We start from the raw sequence: 18,445 nt of genomic DNA on the forward strand, positions 1-18,445 counted from the left end.
AAATCCGAGAGGCAGCATGGCAGACCTGATCAGTACTCCGCAGGGCCAGGCCGCCGCACGGCGGGTTTCCCGGCCCTTCCCCCTTGGCGTAAGGAATTCTGTTCCCGGCGTCGACGAATTGCCGGGAACCGTCAACGTCTCCATCTACGCACCGGGACTCTCCGGCGTCGAAATCCATTTCGAAAAGGCGCCGGGTCAATGGGCCTCGGCGCGTCTGGGCGAGTCCGTGGCGGGGATCCACCACGGACGCGTCGCCGGACTGTCCTATGGCAGCCGGTACGGGTTTTGGCCAGCAGACAAGGAGCTGCCGGGTAGGCCGGGCAGCTTCCAACTTCTGTTGGACCCCTACGGCCGCGGAATTGACGAAGTTCAGCCGTCGGACGGTGTTCCGCTGTTCTTCTCCGTACACGTTGACCCGTCGTTTGACTGGGGCAGCTCGCGTCAGCTGTACACGCCGTGGCGCGACACCGTCATCTACGAGGCGCACGTGCGCGGACAAACGATGCTCCACCCGGATATCCCCGAAGAGCTGCGCGGCACCTACGCCGGCATGGCGCATCCCGTGATGGTGAATTATCTCCGAGAGCTGGGCATCACCGCGGTGGAGCTGCTGCCGGTGCACTTTCACACCGAAGAAGCCCATCTGCGCGAGCTGAACCTGCCCAACTACTGGGGCTACAACACCCTGGGCTTCTTCGCCCCGCACACCTCCTACGCCACCAAGGCCGCGCAGGCCGCAGGGCCCAAGGCCGTGCAGGACGAGGTCAAGACCATGATCAAATCCCTGCACGAGGCAGGCCTCGAGGTCATCCTGGACGTGGTGTACAACCACACGGCTGAAGGCACCAAGGACCAGCCTGCGCTGAGCTGGCGGGGACTGGGCGATGAACAGTATTACCGGCACGACGGCGAGGGCCGCTACCTGGACACCACCGGCTGCGGCAACACCTTGGATTTCAGTCAGCCGAGGGTAATCCAAATGGCGCTGGACTCGCTGCGCCACTGGGTTCAGGACTATCAGGTGGACGGGTTCCGGTTTGATCTTGCTCCAGCGCTGTGCCGTGACGCGGACGGGCATTTCGACCGCCGGCATCCGTTCCTGGTGGCGGTGGCGGCCGACCCCGTGCTCCACGGAATCAAGCTCATCGCCGAGCCATGGGACATCGGGCCCGACGGCTGGCAGACCGGTAACTTTCCGCCCGGGTGGGCCGAGTGGAATGACCGGTTCCGGGACACTGCCAGGGACTTTTGGCTCCGGGGCCAGGCCGCGCTGAATGCCGGCGGGACCGGAGGGTCGGTGGCCCGGATCGCCGGTTCACTGGCGGGTTCGGCCGATATGTTCGCCGGATCCGGCCGCACCGCTCTGTCCTCGATCAACATGGTCACCGCCCATGACGGGTTCACACTGGCGGACCTCACCGCCTACGAGTCCAAGCACAACGAGGCCAACGGCGAAGATAACCGGGACGGCAGCAGTGAAAACCGCAGCTACAACCACGGTGTGGAAGGTCCCACAGATGACGGTGAGATCAAGGCCCGCCGGGCGCAGAGCGCCAGGAACATCATGACAACCCTGCTGATGTCGTTGGGCGTCCCCATGCTGACGGCCGGCGACGAAATCGGCCGCTCCCAGCAGGGCAACAACAACTCGTACTGCCAGGACAGCCCCCTCACCTGGCTGGACTGGGACCTGGACGACAACGGCCGCCGGATGCTGGAAACCACCCGCACGCTGCTGCGCCTGCGCCGCGAGTTCCTCGCCTGGCAGCCGTACCGCTTCCCGGCCGATGCCAAGGAAGCGTCGTTGCTGTGGTTCGATGCGGATGGCCAGCCGATGGCGCTGGACAGGTGGGAGGACCCCAACTCCCGGGTGGTACAGCTGCTGGTTGGCTCCCGGAACGGGATGCTGCGGGGCATGCTGGTCCTGAATGGCTCGCTGCAGGACGTCGAAATCACTCTGCCCGATGCGCGGGCCCTGGAAGGTTCAGGCGCGGTCCGCGATGAGAACCACTCCTACGAACTTCTGCTAAGCACGGCAGACCGGACCACCGGGGCCACAGTGCGCGGCGGGGAGAAGGACGTCCTGCCGGCGAACTCGGTCAGCCTGTACCGAGCCTAGATGAGCCTGTACCAGGCACCCAGGTGCAACGCCCGGGTGCCTGAGGGCGTCTAGGCGTTGGCCACCAGCCCCAGTTCCGCCTTCGAGGCCAACCCCGAGTGGACCGGAAGCACCCTCACCGTGTACCCGAAGGGGCCGGCCTGCTCAATGCCGATCGTGCCGGAGAACATGTGCCGGCCGGAGCCGAGGTCCTCTGCCTGAGCCAGCTCGGCGGTCCGCGGGTCCGCCAGATGGTCATTTTCCAGGGCCTTGCCGTAGGCCACTTCCACGCTGACGTCCTCCGGACGCAGCGAGCCCAGTGACACGTAGGCCTGCACGTTCAGCTGGTCACCGATTTGCGGATCATCAGTGATGCCGATGGAATCCACATGTTCCACCGAGACGGCAGACCAGCCGTCGCGGATCCGCGTGATCCATTCCGCCAGTTCCTTCGCGGCCGCATACCCGTTGGCGGCAGCAGCACGTCCGGATTGTCCTGCGGGGCGGTACAGCTGGTTCACGTAGTCGCGCAGCATGCGGTTCGCTGACACAGCCGGACCAAGGTCTGCGAGGGTGTGCTTGACCATTTCCAGCCATTCACTCGGCAGGGAACCCGTGGGCGCATCCGAAGGGCCGGCGGAACCGGCCTCCACGGGCGGTTCCTTTCCATAGAACATGGGGGTCACGGAGTTTTCCAGCAGGTCATACAGTGCTGACGCCTCCAGATCATCGCGCTGGTCCGGGCCGTAGACTTCCCTCGTATGGGCTCCCTGGGTCGGGTTGGCGGAGGGGATGGCCCAACCGTTGTCGCCGTCGAACATCTCGTCCCACCAGCCGTCCAGGATCGAGAGGTTCAGTCCTCCGTTGATCGCGGACTTCATTCCCGAGGTGCCGGATGCCTCCAACGGCCGCAGCGGGTTGTTCAGCCAGACATCGCAGCCGGGGAACAGGGTCCTGGCCATGGCGATGTCGTAGTTGGGGAGGAACACAATGCGGTGCCGGACCTCGGGATCATCAGTGAACCGGACGAGGTCCTGGATCATGCGCTTGCCCTGCTCATCCGCGGGATGCGACTTTCCGGCGACCACCACTTGGAGTGGATGGGTGGGGTGCAGCAAGAGGGCCTTCAACCGGGCCGGATCCCGCAGCATCAGGGTCAGCCGCTTGTAGGTGGGGACACGGCGGGCGAACCCGATGGTGAGGATGTCCGGGTCCAGAACGTTTTCGGTCCAGGCCAGCTCGGCGTCAGTGGCGCCGCGCTTGCGCCAAGCGGCACGCACCCGCCGGCGCACGTCGTCGATCAGGCTGGAGCGAAGGCGCCGGCGCAGGTCCCACAGATCCTTGTCGCTGATCTCGTAGGCCCGGCTCCAGTCGCGGTCATGGACCGTGGCGACGCCGAACTTCTCGCGTGCCAGCTTGGTCACCTCGGGATCGATCCAGGAGGGCACATGAACGCCGTTGGTCACCGAGGTGATGGGGACTTCGGAAACATCGAACCCCGGCCAGAGTCCGGAGAACATTTCCCGCGACACCATTCCGTGCAGCTTGGCCACGCCGTTGGCGCGTTGTGCCAGGCGAAGACCCATCACGGCCATGTTGAACTTGCCGGGATCACCGCCGTCGTAGCTTTCAGCGCCCAGGGCGAGCACCTTGTCCGTGGGCACCGACTGCGCCAGCCCGGCGCTGAAGAAATGCCGGATCTGGGACTGGTCAAAACGGTCGATGCCCGCCGGGACAGGAGTGTGGGTGGTGAAGACGGTGTTGGCGCGGGTTGCGGTCAGGGCTTCTTCCCAGCCCATGCCGTTGTCCATCAGTTCGCGGATGCGTTCGATGCCCAGGAATCCGGCATGGCCTTCGTTGGTGTGGAACACCTCGGGGGCCGCCGTACCGGACAGGCGTTCGTAAACCCGCAGGGCTTTGACTCCGCCCATGCCCAGCAGGAGCTCCTGCTGCAGGCGATGGTCTCCACCGCCGCCGTAGAGCCGGTCCGTAATGCCGCGGGCGGCGTCGTCGTTGCCGGTGACGTCGGAGTCAAGAAGCAGCAGGGGTACGCGGCCGACGTCGGCACGCCAGATCTGCGCGGAGAGCCGGCGGTTGTTGGGCAACGGGAGGGTGACCCGGGCGGGGGTGCCGTCTTCTTCCCGCAGCAGCGTCAGCGGCAAGCCGTTGGGGTCCAGCACCGGATATGTTTCCAGCTGCCAGCCGTCGCGGGACAGGGCCTGCTTGAAGTAGCCGGCCTGGTAAAGCAACCCGACAGCGATCAGCGGAACGCCCAGGTCTGATGCCGACTTCAGGTGGTCCCCGGCAAGGATGCCCAATCCGCCTGAGTACTGCGGCAGGACGGCGCTGATCCCGTACTCGGGGGAGAAGTACGCCACGGCACGCGGCGCATCCTCACCGAGGGTCTGATACCAGCGAGGGGCAGTCAAATAAGCATCGAGGTCGGCGCCCAGATCCTGGATGCGCTGCACGAGCTCTGCGTCCTGTGCCAACCGTTCGAGGCTGCCGCGGCTCACGGACCCGAGGAACTTGACCGGGTCATGGCCGCTGGCATTCCACTCAGCCGGATCCAGGTCGGCGAAGAGCTGGGTGGTGGGCTCATGCCAGGACCACCTCAGGTTCGAGGCCAGCTTGCTCAGCGGAGCAATGCTGTCGGGGAGGACGGTTCGGACGGTAAACCTTCGAATTGCCTTCACCCGAGTTACGCTAGCGCACAGCGAGCCCGGAATGGCATGGGAGGTGTAAAGAATCATCCAGAAGTCACACAATCTTCTGCAGTGCGCGGCCACCGGGTAAATTGAATCCAATACCCGCTGTCACCTGCGGGAAAACCCCAGAAAGTACGTTGCCTTAGCATTCTGCCCGGAATGTCGCTAACGTCTAGTCTGTGACCAGTTCCAGTGCGATGCCATCCAATGACCTGCCCGCCGAGGAACTCCGGTTCGGCCGGATTCCCATCATCAACGTGACCCCGGTGGTGGAATGCGGCCGTATTCCCGCCAAAGCCATACCCGGCGAAGACCTCGTGATAGGGGCCACCGTCTTCCGCGAAGGACATGACCTCGTGGGAGTCAGCGCTGTGCTGTACGACCCGGAAGGCCAGGAGGTCCAGAGGGTGCGGATGCACCCTGTGGGAATTGGCTTGGACCGGTGGGGCGGCCTGCTCCGGCCCGAAGGCACCGGGTCCTGGAGCTTTGCCGTTGAGGGCTGGGCGGATCTGTACTCCACCTGGCACCACAACGCCGTCGTAAAGATCGACGCCGGTGTGGACACGGAGCTGATGCTCGCCGAGGGTGCCGCACTGTTCAAGCACGCTGCCGAGCAACGCTCCGGCGATGACGCCCGGATTTTCGATGCAGCCGCAGCAGCGCTCGCCGACCCCGGCCTCCCCGTGGCCGACCGCCTGGCAGCAGCCGGTTCCGCGGCTGTTCTCGCCATCCTTGACCGGGAACCGATCCGTGATCTGGTGACCAGCAGCGGTCGTTTCCCCCTCCACGTTGAGCGGGAACTGGCCGGCCGCGGCGCCTGGTACGAGTTCTTCCCCCGCTCCGAGGGCGCCGAGCTGGACCCGGCTACCCGCCAGTGGACTTCCGGGACATTCCGCACGGCTGCGCGCAGTCTTCAGCGGGTGGCCGACATGGGCTTCGACGTTATTTATCTGCCTCCGGTGCATCCGATCGGCGTCACGCACCGCAAGGGACCCAACAACACCCTCGTGGCCGGCCCCGGGGATCCGGGTTCCCCCTGGGCCATTGGATCGGCGGAAGGCGGCCACGACGCCATCCACCCCGATTTGGGCACTTTTGCCGACTTTGACGCTTTTGTGGATACGGCCCGTGAACTGAAGCTGGAAGTCGCCATTGACCTGGCCCTCCAGGCCTCCCCGGACCACCCTTGGGTGACCAGCCATCCGGAATGGTTCACCACGCGCGTGGACGGCTCCATTGCGTACGCCGAAAACCCGCCGAAGAAGTACCAGGACATTTATCCGCTGAACTTCGACAACGACTTCACGGGACTGTCGGAGGAAATCCTGCGGATAGTGCTGATGTGGATCGGCCACGGTGTGAAGATCTTCCGCGTGGACAACCCGCACACCAAGCCACTGATGTTCTGGGAGTGGCTGATCAAGACGGTCAACGAGAAGCACCCGGAGGTCATCTTCCTGGCTGAGGCGTTCACCCGCCCGCCGATGATGCATGCCCTGGGCATGGCCGGCTTCCAGCAGTCGTACACCTACTTCACCTGGCGGAACACCCGCAAGGAACTGGAGGAATACTTCACTGAGGTTTCCTCCGAGACGGCGGCGTTCTTCAGGCCCAACTTCTTCGTGAACACCCCGGACATCCTGACCGAGTTCCTTCAGTATGGCGGCCCCGCGGCCTTCAAGATCCGTGCCGTCCTGGCATCAACCGCCAGCCCGCTCTGGGGCGTCTACGCCGGATACGAGCTGTATGAGCATGTGGCCCGTCCCGGCGCCGAAGAGTACATCGACAATGAAAAGTTCGAGTACAAGCAGCGGGACTTCGCAGCGGCGGAGGCAGAGGGCCGCAGCCTGGCCCCGTACATCACCCGATTGAATGAAATCCGCCGTGCTCATCCGGCGCTGGGTGACCTGCAGAACCTGACGGTGCATGCCACGACTGACGAGTCGATCGTGGCATATTCCAAGCACAAGGAAGTGCGGCTCGGGGACCCCTCCAGCCGAGACACCCTGATCATCGTGGTGAACACGGATCCGCACAGCGCCCGTGAATGCGGCGTGTCGTTGGACCTGAATGCCCTTCATCTTGATCCGAAGGATTTCAATGAAGACGGGACCTTCTGGGTGGACGACCTCCTTAGCGGCCAGAGCTGGCGCTGGGGAGATCACAACTACGTCCGTCTCGACGCCCATTTTGAACCCGCACACATCCTGTCAGTTCGGAGGAACTCCTAGTGCCCAACCCGTTTCAACTGCACGCTCCCGGTCTCACCAATGACCCGCACTGGTACCGCAAAGCTGTTTTCTATGAGGTGCTCGTGCGTGGCTTCGCTGACGCCAACGGAGACGGGTCCGGCGACTTCACCGGTCTGATCGACAAGCTGGACTATCTGCAGTGGCTTGGCATCGACTGCCTTTGGCTTCCCCCGTTCTTCAAGTCCCCGCTGCGCGACGGCGGCTATGACATCTCCGATTACTACGACGTGCTGGACGAGTTCGGAACCATCAGCGACTTCAAGCGGTTGGTGGCTGAGGCGCACGCCCGCGGCCTGCGCGTCATCATTGACCTGCCGCTGAACCACACCTCGGACAAGCATCCGTGGTTCGAGGAATCGCGCAACGATCCGGACGGACCCTACGGAGACTTCTACGTCTGGTCCGACACGGACCAGAAATACGAAGACGCACGCATCATCTTCGTGGATACCGAAGAATCCAACTGGGCCTTTGACCCGGTGCGGCGCCAGTTCTACTGGCACCGGTTCTTCAGCCACCAGCCGGACCTCAACTTCGAGAATCCCAAGGTGGTCGAGGCGATTTTCGACGTCGTCCGGTTCTGGCTTGACCAGGGCATTGACGGGTTCCGTGCAGACGCCATCCCGTACCTGTTCGAGGAGGACGGCACCAACTGCGAGAATCTTCCCGCGACGCACCGGTTCCTCAAGGACCTGCGCACCATGGTGGATGAAAACTATCCCGGACGGGTCATCGTGGCTGAGGCCAACCAGATGCCGCATGAAGTCGTGGAGTACTTCGGCGACGAAACCGGCGCTGAATGCCACATGGCGTTCCACTTCCCGATCATGCCCCGGCTCTTCTACGCGCTGCGCGACCAGAAGGCCGCGCCCATTGTGCAGACCATGGAGGAAACACCGGCCATTCCGGCAGGCGCCCAGTGGGGAACCTTCCTGCGCAACCATGATGAGCTGACGCTGGAAATGGTCACCAACGAGGAGCGCCAGGCAATGCTGGGCTGGTACGCACCGGATTCACGCATGCGGGCCAATATCGGTATCCGCCGGCGGCTCTCCCCCCTGCTGGACAACTCCCGGTCAGAAGTGGAGCTGATCCATGCGCTGCTGCTTTCGCTGCCCGGCAGTCCGTTCCTCTACTACGGCGACGAAATTGGCATGGGCGACAACATCTGGCTTGAGGACCGTGACGCCTCGCGCACCCCCATGCAGTGGAACCCGGACCGGAATGCCGGCTTCTCCACCGCCGACCCCGGAAAGCTCTACCTGCCGGTGGTGCAGTCCTTGGTCTACCACTACAACCACGTGAACGTGGAAGCACAGCTGGCGAGTTCCAGTTCGCTTCTGCACTGGATCCGGCAAATGATCATGGTCCGCCGGACGCATCCCGCGTTTGGGCTCGGCTCTTACCGGAATGTGCCCACAGAGGCAGAGTCGGTGCTGGCGTTCCTGCGTGAACTGCCGGAGGACAACCCCGAAGGGGAGGTGGGAGAAGTAATGTTCTGCATCTTCAACCTCTCCCAGCACCCGGTCTCTGCGACTGTGAGCCTGCCCGAGTTTGCCGGCCGCGGGCTGCGGGACGCTTTCGGCGGGACGCCCTTCCCGGCCTTCGGCGCGGACGGCTCCGTGACGCTGACGCTGGGCAGCCACGATTTCTACTGGCTGCGGCTGCGGTCTTCGAAATCGAACATGTCCTCGCCCCTGACCGAAGCGATTCCCCTCATTCCCATTTCGGAGGCCGTGAAGAAATGACCCAGTTGACACCGTCACTGCCTGAACTCCTCACCGCCTGGCTCCCGCAGCAGCGCTGGTTCCCCGCGAAGGGGCGTGAAATTTCGCTGGAACGCGTTGGTGGAGTCCGATTGGAGGACCCGGCCGGGGCGGTGCAACTTGAGGTTCATCTCATTGCCGTGAGCTCGGGCCATCGAACAGACGTCATCAACGTACCCGTCAGCTATCGCAGCGAGCCGGCTCCCGAGCTGGCCGGCTCCCTGCTGGGCCGTGCCCAGCATGCCGAACTGGGGGAGCGCTGGTTGTATGACGGTGCTGCCGATCCGGTGTTCGTGACGGCGTGGCTGGAAATGATGCGTTCGCAGTCGCTCTCGCTGGACGGCCGCACCCACGGCGTTGCTCTGGCCGGGTTCGAAGACTGGCCGCCGTTTAACCGGGTTGTCGACGCCAAGCTGATGAAGGGCGAGCAGTCCAATACCTCAGTGGTGGTGCCCGCCGTGCCCAACCAGCTGATCGTCAAGTTCTACCGTGTCCTTGCCTCCGGCGAAAGCCCTGACGTGCAGGTCAGCGCCAAGCTCACTGCTGCGGGTTCCCGCGACGTTCCAACCACTTTCGGCTGGGTAACCGGGAGCTGGCGGGACCCGCTGGCCGACGACGGCGCTTGGGTTACGGGGGACCTCAGCGTCCTGCGCGAGTTTATCCCCAACAGCGAAGATGCCTGGCGCCCGGCTTCCGCCGCAGCGCTGGCCAACTCCGATTTCACCGCCGAGGCTGAAGAGCTGGGCGCGGTCACCGGACGCATCCACCAGCAGTTGGCACAGGCTTTCGGCAGCGGGCCTCCCAGCGCGTCGGAACGCGCAGACTTCCTCGAGTCCCTCGAAAACCGGATCCGCTGGGCCTGGAAAGAAGCGCGCAGCTACGTGGGGGGGTATGACGAACCCCTGGAATACCTGCTGCGCCAGATCAGCAATTTGGAGGAGCTGCCCAACCTCCAGCGAATTCATGCTGACTACCACTTGGGCCAGGTCCTGAAATCCGGCACGCACGGCTGGATGGTGCTGGACTTTGAAGGTGAGCCGCTGCGGCCCGCGGCTGAACGCAGTGTTCCCGATGTCCCGCTGCGCGATGTCGTGGGCATGCTTCGGTCCCTTGACTACGCCGCGGGAGTGGCTCTCGTGGAGGGCGCCGGCGAAACAGGCGCTGCCGCCCCTAAGGAACAGCAGCGCCGCGGCCTGGAAGCAGCACGCTGGGCAGCGAATGCGTCTGAAGCTTTCCTTCGTGGGTATGAGAAGGAAACCGGTACGCACATCAACCGCAGCGATCCGCTGTACCTTGCCCTATGGCTGGACAAGGCCATTTACGAAGTTGTCTACGAAATACGCAACCGTCCCGACTGGGTCCGCGTGCCCGTTGCTGCCGTACGGCAGATTCTGGAACAGGCACGCAAACAGGTCCACGGAACGAGCAGCCAGGAAGAGAAATCAGTGACTAAGACTCCACAGCCCGCTCCCCAGGGGAAACGACGTTCACCGGAACCTGCGCTGCCTGCCGGACCGGATGCTCTGACGGAACCCGCGCTGCCCGCGAAAGCGGACGACGTCGTCGTACCGGCCTCAGATGAGGTGGCCCCGGTGCCGGCGCACCGCAATCCGCTGCCCGTTTCCACTGATGTCCTGCAGGCCGTGTCGGAGGGTCGGTATCACCAGCCCCATGCGGTCCTGGGCGCGCATGTCGATGACCAGGGTCTCGTGACCATCCGCACCCTGCGTCCGCTGGCCCAAAGTGTAGTGGCCGTAACCGCTGACGCACGGGTTGATCTTCAGCACGAACACAACGGGATATGGGTGGGGACACTCCCCGCAGCCCGGCCGGGGCAGGTTCCCGATTACCGGCTCGAGGTGACCTACGAGGGCCTTGCCCCTCAGCTGTTCGACGACCCTTACCGGTTCCTGCCGTCTCTCGGGGAAATCGACCTGCACCTTATCGGTGAAGGCCGGCACGAGAAGCTGTGGACGGTGCTCGGAGCAAACCTGCACCACTACAAGTCGGTTTTGGGCGATATTGACGGCGTCAGCTTCGCCGTGTGGGCGCCCAATGCCCAAGCCGTGCGGGTCAAGGGCGACTTCAACGCCTGGGATGGCAGGATGCATGCCATGCGTTCCCTGGGCGGCTCCGGAGTTTGGGAGCTGTTCATTCCCGGGGTCGAACCGGGCGCGCGCTACAAGTACGAAATTCTCGGCAGCGACGGAATCTGGCGCGACAAGGCTGATCCCCTGGCACAGGCAACGGAAGTGCCCCCGCTGACAGGCTCGCGGGTGGTTGAGTCGACGTACGTATTCCAGGACGCAGAGTGGATGGAAGCCCGGGCGGCCCGGGACCCGCACAACGCGCCCATGAGCGTCTACGAAGTGCACCTCGGGTCGTGGCGCCTCGGCTTGGACTACCGTCAGCTCGCCGACCAGCTGGCCGAATACGTGAAGTGGCAGGGATTCACGCACGTGGAGTTCATGCCTGTGGCCGAACACCCCTTTGGCGGATCCTGGGGCTACCAGATCACGTCCTACTTCGCACCGACGGCACGGTTCGGGCACCCGGACGACTTCCGTTACCTGGTGGACAAACTGCACCAGGCCGGCATCGGCGTCATCCTGGACTGGGTCCCCGGACACTTCCCCAAGGACGAATGGGCGCTGGCCAAATTCGACGGACAGACCCTGTACGAACACGGCGATCCCCTTCGCGGCGAACAGCCCGACTGGGGCACGCTCATTTTCGACTACGGCCGCCGGGAAGTCCGAAATTTCCTTGTAGCCAACGCCATTTACTGGCTCGAGGAATTCCACATCGACGGACTGCGTGTGGATGCCGTGGCATCCATGCTGTATCTGGACTACTCCCGTCCTGCGGACCAGTGGCGTCCCAACGCATTTGGCGGCCGGGAAAACCTCGAGGCCATCTCCTTCCTGCAGGAAGTGAATGCCACCGCGTACCGCCGCGTGCCCGGCATCGTGATGATTGCTGAAGAGTCCACTGCCTTCCCCGGGGTTACGCAGCCCACGAGCAGCGGCGGCCTGGGATTCGGCCTGAAGTGGAACATGGGGTGGATGCACGACACCCTCGAGTACATGTCCGAAGACCCCATCAACCGGATGTATCACCACGCCAAGCTGACGTTCTCACTGGTTTACGCCTACACGGAGAACTTCCTGCTGCCGATCAGCCACGACGAGGTAGTCCACGGCAAGGGCTCCCTGCTTCGGAAGATGCCCGGAGACCGCTGGCAGCAGCTGGCTAATGTCCGGGCCTACCTGGCGTTCCAATGGGCGCATCCCGGCAAGCAGCTCATCTTCATGGGTACGGAATTTGCGCAGGAAGCGGAGTGGTCGGAGCAGTACGGACTGGACTGGTTCCTGACTGACACACCGCAGCATAAGGGTGTGCAGTTGCTGGTCCGCCAGCTCAACGAGATTTACCGGACCACCCCGGCCCTCTCGGAGCGCGACAACGAGCCGGCCGGGTTCCAGTGGATCAACGAGAACGATGGCGCACGCAACGCACTGTCCTTCATCCGCTACGACCACCAGGGCAACCCCCTGGTGTGCATTGCGAACTTTGCCGGAACTCCGCACGAGAACTTCCGCCTCGGCCTGCCGTGGGCCGGCGATTGGGTGGAAGCACTGAATACCGATGCAGCCGAGTTTGGCGGGTCCGGCGTTGGGAACATGGGTGTCGTGACCGCTGAAGAAGGCGCCTGCAACGGTCAGCCGGCATCGGCAACGCTGACCGTTCCTCCGCTGGGCGTGCTCTACCTGAAGCCGAAGGACGTCTAGGACGGGTGAAATTCCGGTGAACCAGGCCTGGTGCACAACTGCTCCGGACCTGGTTCACCCTGGCCGGAAAACCGTGCTAGAGTTAATACCCGCGCTGATCGAGGCAACGAGAACAGCTGAGCGTCACGGAGCTTCGGCTCCCTCCGGTTCGCCGGAAGACGAACAGCCGTTTTGACAGACCCTGATCGGAGCGGTAAGATTGAAAAGTTGCTCCGGAGCGATGCAGAGCGGAAGATCCCATGGATCTGAGCCTGTTGGTGCCGGATGCATCTGTTGTTTGAGAACTCAATAGTGTGCCAAGTTTATTGATACCAATTATTTTAATTGGTTGAACTGGTTGTTACCGCCCACCCCGTGGGTATGGGACAGCTTTTTTAGCTGGTTTCGAATTTAGTGCAGGACTGTGCAGCCAATTTTCCTTGGCTCCGGTGCTGTGTCTGTAACACATTTACGGAGAGTTTGATCCTGGCTCAGGATGAACGCTGGCGGCGTGCTTAACACATGCAAGTCGAACGATGACTTTTGTGCTTGCACAAAATGATTAGTGGCGAACGGGTGAGTAACACGTGAGTAACCTGCCCTTAACTTCGGGATAAGCCTGGGAAACCGGGTCTAATACCGGATACGACGGATCCCCGCATGGGGGTTCGTGGAAAGCTTGATGCGGTTTTGGATGGACTCGCGGCCTATCAGCTAGTTGGTTGGGGTAATGGCCCACCAAGGCGACGACGGGTAGCCGGCCTGAGAGGGTGACCGGCCACACTGGGACTGAGACACGGCCCAGACTCCTACGGGAGGCAGCAGTGGGGAATATTGCACAATGGGCGAAAGCCTGATGCAGCGACGCCGCGTGAGGGACGAAGGCCTTCGGGTTGTAAACCTCTTTCAGCAGGGAAGAAGCGAAAGTGACGGTACCTGCAGAAGAAGCGCCGGCTAACTACGTGCCAGCAGCCGCGGTAATACGTAGGGCGCAAGCGTTATCCGGAATTATTGGGCGTAAAGAGCTCGTAGGCGGTTTGTCGCGTCTGCTGTGAAAGCCCGGGGCTCAACCCCGGGTCTGCAGTGGGTACGGGCAGACTAGAGTGCAGTAGGGGAGACTGGAATTCCTGGTGTAGCGGTGAAATGCGCAGATATCAGGAGGAACACCGATGGCGAAGGCAGGTCTCTGGGCTGTAACTGACGCTGAGGAGCGAAAGCATGGGGAGCGAACAGGATTAGATACCCTGGTAGTCCATGCCGTAAACGTTGGGCACTAGGTGTGGGGGACATTCCACGTTTTCCGCGCCGTAGCTAACGCATTAAGTGCCCCGCCTGGGGAGTACGGCCGCAAGGCTAAAACTCAAAGGAATTGACGGGGGCCCGCACAAGCGGCGGAGCATGCGGATTAATTCGATGCAACGCGAAGAACCTTACCAAGGCTTGACATGAACCGGAAAGACCTGGAAACAGGTCCCCCACTTGTGGCCGGTTTACAGGTGGTGCATGGTTGTCGTCAGCTCGTGTCGTGAGATGTTGGGTTAAGTCCCGCAACGAGCGCAACCCTCGTTCTATGTTGCCAGCGGGTTATGCCGGGGACTCATAGGAGACTGCCGGGGTCAACTCGGAGGAAGGTGGGGACGACGTCAAATCATCATGCCCCTTATGTCTTGGGCTTCACGCATGCTACAATGGCCGGTACAAAGGGTTGCGATACTGTGAGGTGGAGCTAATCCCAAAAAGCCGGTCTCAGTTCGGATTGAGGTCTGCAACTCGACCTCATGAAGTTGGAGTCGCTAGTAATCGCAGATCAGCAACGCTGCGGTGAATACGTTCCCGGGCCTTGTACACACCGCCCGTCAAGTCACGAAAGTTGGTAACACCCGAAGCCGGTGGCCTAACCCCTTGTGGGAGGGAGCCGTCGAAGGTGGGACCGGCGATTGGGACTAAGTCGTAACAAGGTAGCCGTACCGGAAGGTGCGGCTGGATCACCTCCTTTCTAAGGAGCACCTCAAAGTGGCCCGTCCTTCCACAGTGTTGGATGTGTGCTTTGCAGGAGATGCCCATGTCGGAAACGTTTGTTTTCCGGTGGGTGCTCAAGGGTGGAATATCAATAGGCAGGTGCCCGGCGTTGAGCCCGGCAGCACAGTACGTTCCTCCTTCGGGTGGGACTGGAAAACGCTGCCGGTGTCTTCAAGTACCGGGTTTTTCCGTTTGGCACACTGTTGGGTCCTGAAATAACAGGACCGAAGAATTTTCAAGCCTTTTTTGGAAGGGTTGGGAAGGGCACGGGTTTCGTGTTGTTTCTGATTGTTCCTGCGCAGGCCTGAAGTCATCCACGGTGAATACGTGGTGGTGGAGGGGTGTGACGGGGTTGTTGTTTGAGAACTACATAGTGGACGCGAGCATCTTAAATTATTAAGTGCAATTTCAGATAAACCTGGTGACCGGATTTGTTTCCGGCCTCCATGGTTTTCTCGATAGCGATAATATATTGATCTTTGTGGTCAAGTTTTTAAGGGCACACGGTGGATGCCTTGGCATCAGGAGCCGAAGAAGGACGTAGGAATCTGCGATAAGCCTGGGGGAGTTGATAACCGAGCGTTGATCCCAGGATGTCCGAATGGGGAAACCCCGCCCGGCGCGCGAGTGACCGGGTGACCCGCATCTGAACACATAGGGTGCGTGGAGGGAACGTGGGGAAGTGAAACATCTCAGTACCCACAGGAAGAGAAAACAACAGTGATTCCGTTAGTAGTGGCGAGCGAACGCGGAAGAGGCTAAACCAGTGGTGTGTGATAGCCGGCGGGCGTTGCATCACTGGGGTTGCGGGACTTTCCGTATCGATTCTGCCGGATCGGTGAAGTGAGTGCAGGTGCATAGGTGAACGGGTTTGAAAGCCCGGCCGTAGAGGGTGTTAGCCCCGTAACCGGAATGTATGCTGCCGCTTGGAGAGGATCCCAAGTAGCACGGGGCCCGAGAAATCCCGTGCGAATCTGCCAGGACCACCTGGTAAGCCTAAATACTCCCTGATGACCGATAGCGGACAAGTACCGTGAGGGAAAGGTGAAAAGTACCCCGGGAGGGGAGTGAAACAGTACCTGAAACCGTGTGCCTACAATCCGTTGGAGCAGGGCGATGCCACTTGTGGTGTTGTGCTTGTGACAGCGTGCCTTTTGAAGAATGAGCCTGCGAGTTAGTGTTACGTCGCGAGGTTAACCCGTGAGGGGAAGCCGTAGCGAAAGCGAGTCTGAACAGGGCGATGCAGTGGCGTGATCTAGACCCGAAGCGGAGTGATCTACCCATGGCCAGGTTGAAGCGCGTGTAAGAGCGCGTGGAGGACCGAACCCACTTCAGTTGAAAATGGAGGGGATGAGCTGTGGGTAGGGGTGAAAGGCCAATCAAACTCCGTGATAGCTGGTTCTCCCCGAAATGCATTTAGGTGCAGCGTTGCGTGTTTCTTACCGGAGGTAGAGCTACTGGATGGCTAATGGGCCCTACAAGGTTACTGACGTCAGCCAAACTCCGAATGCCGGTAAGTGAGAGCGCAGCAGTGAGACTGTGGGGGATAAGCTTCATAGTCGAGAGGGAAACAGCCCAGACCACCAACTAAGGCCCCTAAGCGTGTGCTAAGTGGGAAAGGATGTGGAGTTGCTCAGACAACCAGGAGGTTGGCTTAGAAGCAGCCATCCTTGAAAGAGTGCGTAATAGCTCACTGGTCAAGTGATTCCGCGCCGACAATGTAGCGGGGCTCAAGTACACCGCCGAAGTTGTGGCATTCAAATATTAGCCAAGCGGATGGTTTATCCATTTTCGTTCAAGCGTTTGGATGGGTAGGGGAGCGTCGTGTGGGCAGTGAAGTCGCGGTGTAAACCAGCGGTGGAGCCTACACGAGTGAGAATGCAGGCATGAGTAGCGAAAGACGGGTGAGAAACCCGTCCGCCGAATGATCAAGGGTTCCAGGGTCAAGCTAATCTGCCCTGGGTAAGTCGGGACCTAAGGCGAGGCCGACAGGCGTAGTCGATGGACAACGGGTTGATATTCCCGTACCGGCGAAAAACCGCCAATACCAAGCGGGGGATACTAACCGCCCAATACCTGACCGGCCGCCCTTGTGGCGACCCGGTTTTTGGTGGAGCGCGGGACCTGATCCCGGGAGGTAAGCGTATTAACAGGTGTGACGCAGGAAGGTAGCCGGGCCGGGCGATGGTTGTCCTGGTCTAAGGATGTAGGGTCAGCGATAGGTAAATCCGTTGCTGTGTCTTTGATGACGATCCTGAGATCCGATGGGACCCCTTTAGGGGGGAATCCGGTGATCCTATGCTGCCTAGAAAAGCATCGGCGCGAGGTTTTAGCCGCCCGTACCCCAAACCGACACAGGTGATCAGGTAGAGAATACTAAGGCGATCGAGAGAATTATGGTTAAGGAACTCGGCAAAATGCCCCCGTAACTTCGGGAGAAGGGGGGCCCCAACCTTGATGGACACTTGCTGTCCGGAGGGGATCGGGGCCGCAGAGACCAGGGGGAAGCGACTGTTTACTAAAAACACAGGTCCGTGCGAAGTCGCAAGACGATGTATACGGACTGACTCCTGCCCGGTGCTGGAAGGTTAAGAGGACCGGTTAGCCCTTACGGGCGAAGCTGGGAATTTAAGCCCCAGTAAACGGCGGTGGTAACTATAACCATCCTAAGGTAGCGAAATTCCTTGTCGGGTAAGTTCCGACCTGCACGAATGGAGTAACGACTTCCCCGCTGTCTCAACCATAAACTCGGCGAAATTGCAGTACGAGTAAAGATGCTCGTTACGCGCAGCAGGACGGAAAGACCCCGAGACCTTTACTATAGTTTGGTATTGGTGTTCGGTGTGGCTTGTGTAGGATAGGTGGGAGACTGTGAGACCCGGACGCCAGTTCGGGTGGAGTCATCGTTGAAATACCACTCTGGTCATACTGGATATCTAACTTCGGCCCGTAATCCGGGTCAGGGACAGTGCCTGATGGGTAGTTTAACTGGGGCGGTTGCCTCCTAAAGAGTAACGGAGGCGCCCAAAGGTTCCCTCAGCCTGGTTGGCAATCAGGTGGCGAGTGTAAGTGCACAAGGGAGCTTGACTGTGAGAGAGACATCTCGAGCAGGGACGAAAGTCGGGACTAGTGATCCGGCGGTACATTGTGGAATGGCCGTCGCTCAACGGATAAAAGGTACCTCGGGGATAACAGGCTGATCTTGCCCAAGAGTCCATATCGACGGCATGGTTTGGCACCTCGATGTCGGCTCGTCGCATCCTGGGGCTGGAGTAGGTCCCAAGGGTTGGGCTGTTCGCCCATTAAAGCGGTACGCGAGCTGGGTTTAGAACGTCGTGAGACAGTTCGGTCCCTATCCGCTGCGCGCGCAGGAAATTTGAGAAGGGCTGTCCTTAGTACGAGAGGACCGGGACGGACGAACCTCTGGTGTGTCAGTTGTACTGCCAAGTGCACCGCTGATTAGCTACGTTCGGATGGGATAACCGCTGAAAGCATCTAAGCGGGAAGCCCGCTTCGAGATGAGATTTCCATACACCTTGTGTGTGAGAGGCCCCCAGCCAGACCACTGGGTTGATAGGCCGGATGTGGAAGCGGGGACTAAAGACCCGTGAAGCTGACCGGTACTAATAGGCCGATAACTTACACCACACCATGATCTGGGCAGGAAACGACTTCAAACGTTCCCGCCAAAGAAGGATCATGTTGATCATGCTGCTTGCGTCCACTATGTGGTTCCCGGATAACAAACCCGTGAGGTTTGTCACCGAAGGAACTGGTACTGAATCATCTGTTATGGGTGGTTTGGTGCCGTAGAATAAAGGAAGTGTTCATT

General features: G+C 61.0%; 5 protein-coding genes and 2 rRNA genes. 6 read left to right on the plus strand and 1 reads right to left on the minus strand.

The annotated features are described in order from the left end of the window. Nucleotides 1–16 precede the first annotated feature (16 nt). Nucleotides 17–2,119 (plus strand): glycogen debranching protein GlgX, encoded by a 2,103-nt coding sequence (gene glgX / locus MUG94_RS02110; protein WP_227909185.1) that lies wholly within the window; start codon nucleotides 17–19, stop codon nucleotides 2,117–2,119. 50 nt (nucleotides 2,120–2,169) lie between these two features. Here glgX and glgP read toward each other — a convergent pair whose 3' ends face one another. Continuing rightward, nucleotides 2,170–4,794 (minus strand): alpha-glucan family phosphorylase, encoded by a 2,625-nt coding sequence (gene glgP / locus MUG94_RS02115; protein ID WP_227892392.1) that lies wholly within the window; start codon nucleotides 4,792–4,794, stop codon nucleotides 2,170–2,172. A gap of 209 nt (nucleotides 4,795–5,003) precedes the next feature. On the opposite strand from glgP, the gene MUG94_RS02120 reads away from it, so the two are divergent. The 5 genes from MUG94_RS02120 (at nucleotide 5,004) to MUG94_RS02140 (ending at nucleotide 18,261) form a co-directional block, all read left to right on the plus strand. Next, nucleotides 5,004–7,037 (plus strand): alpha-1,4-glucan--maltose-1-phosphate maltosyltransferase, encoded by a 2,034-nt coding sequence (locus MUG94_RS02120; protein WP_227909255.1) that lies wholly within the window; start codon nucleotides 5,004–5,006, stop codon nucleotides 7,035–7,037. Then, nucleotides 7,037–8,806: a maltose alpha-D-glucosyltransferase gene (treS, locus tag MUG94_RS02125; RefSeq protein WP_227892391.1), complete on the plus strand. Its 1,770-nt coding sequence runs from the start codon at nucleotides 7,037–7,039 to the stop codon at nucleotides 8,804–8,806. The genes MUG94_RS02120 and treS overlap by 1 nt, the downstream gene beginning before the upstream one ends. After that, nucleotides 8,803–12,615, plus strand: coding sequence for a 1,4-alpha-glucan branching protein GlgB (glgB, locus tag MUG94_RS02130; RefSeq protein WP_227909184.1), 3,813 nt, complete (start codon nucleotides 8,803–8,805; stop codon nucleotides 12,613–12,615). Before treS ends, glgB begins: the two co-directional genes overlap by 4 nt. Nucleotides 12,616–13,062: 447 nt before the next feature. Further along, nucleotides 13,063–14,590 (plus strand): 16S ribosomal RNA (locus MUG94_RS02135). A gap of 506 nt (nucleotides 14,591–15,096) precedes the next feature. Continuing rightward, a 23S ribosomal RNA gene (locus MUG94_RS02140) occupies nucleotides 15,097–18,261 on the plus strand. Together the 16S and 23S rRNA genes form the textbook arrangement of a ribosomal RNA operon. The last annotated feature ends 184 nt before the right edge of the window (nucleotides 18,262–18,445 follow it).

The sequence above is a fragment of the Arthrobacter gengyunqii genome, assembly GCF_023022985.1.
Taxonomy (GTDB): Bacteria; Actinomycetota; Actinomycetes; order Actinomycetales; family Micrococcaceae; genus Arthrobacter_B; species Arthrobacter_B gengyunqii.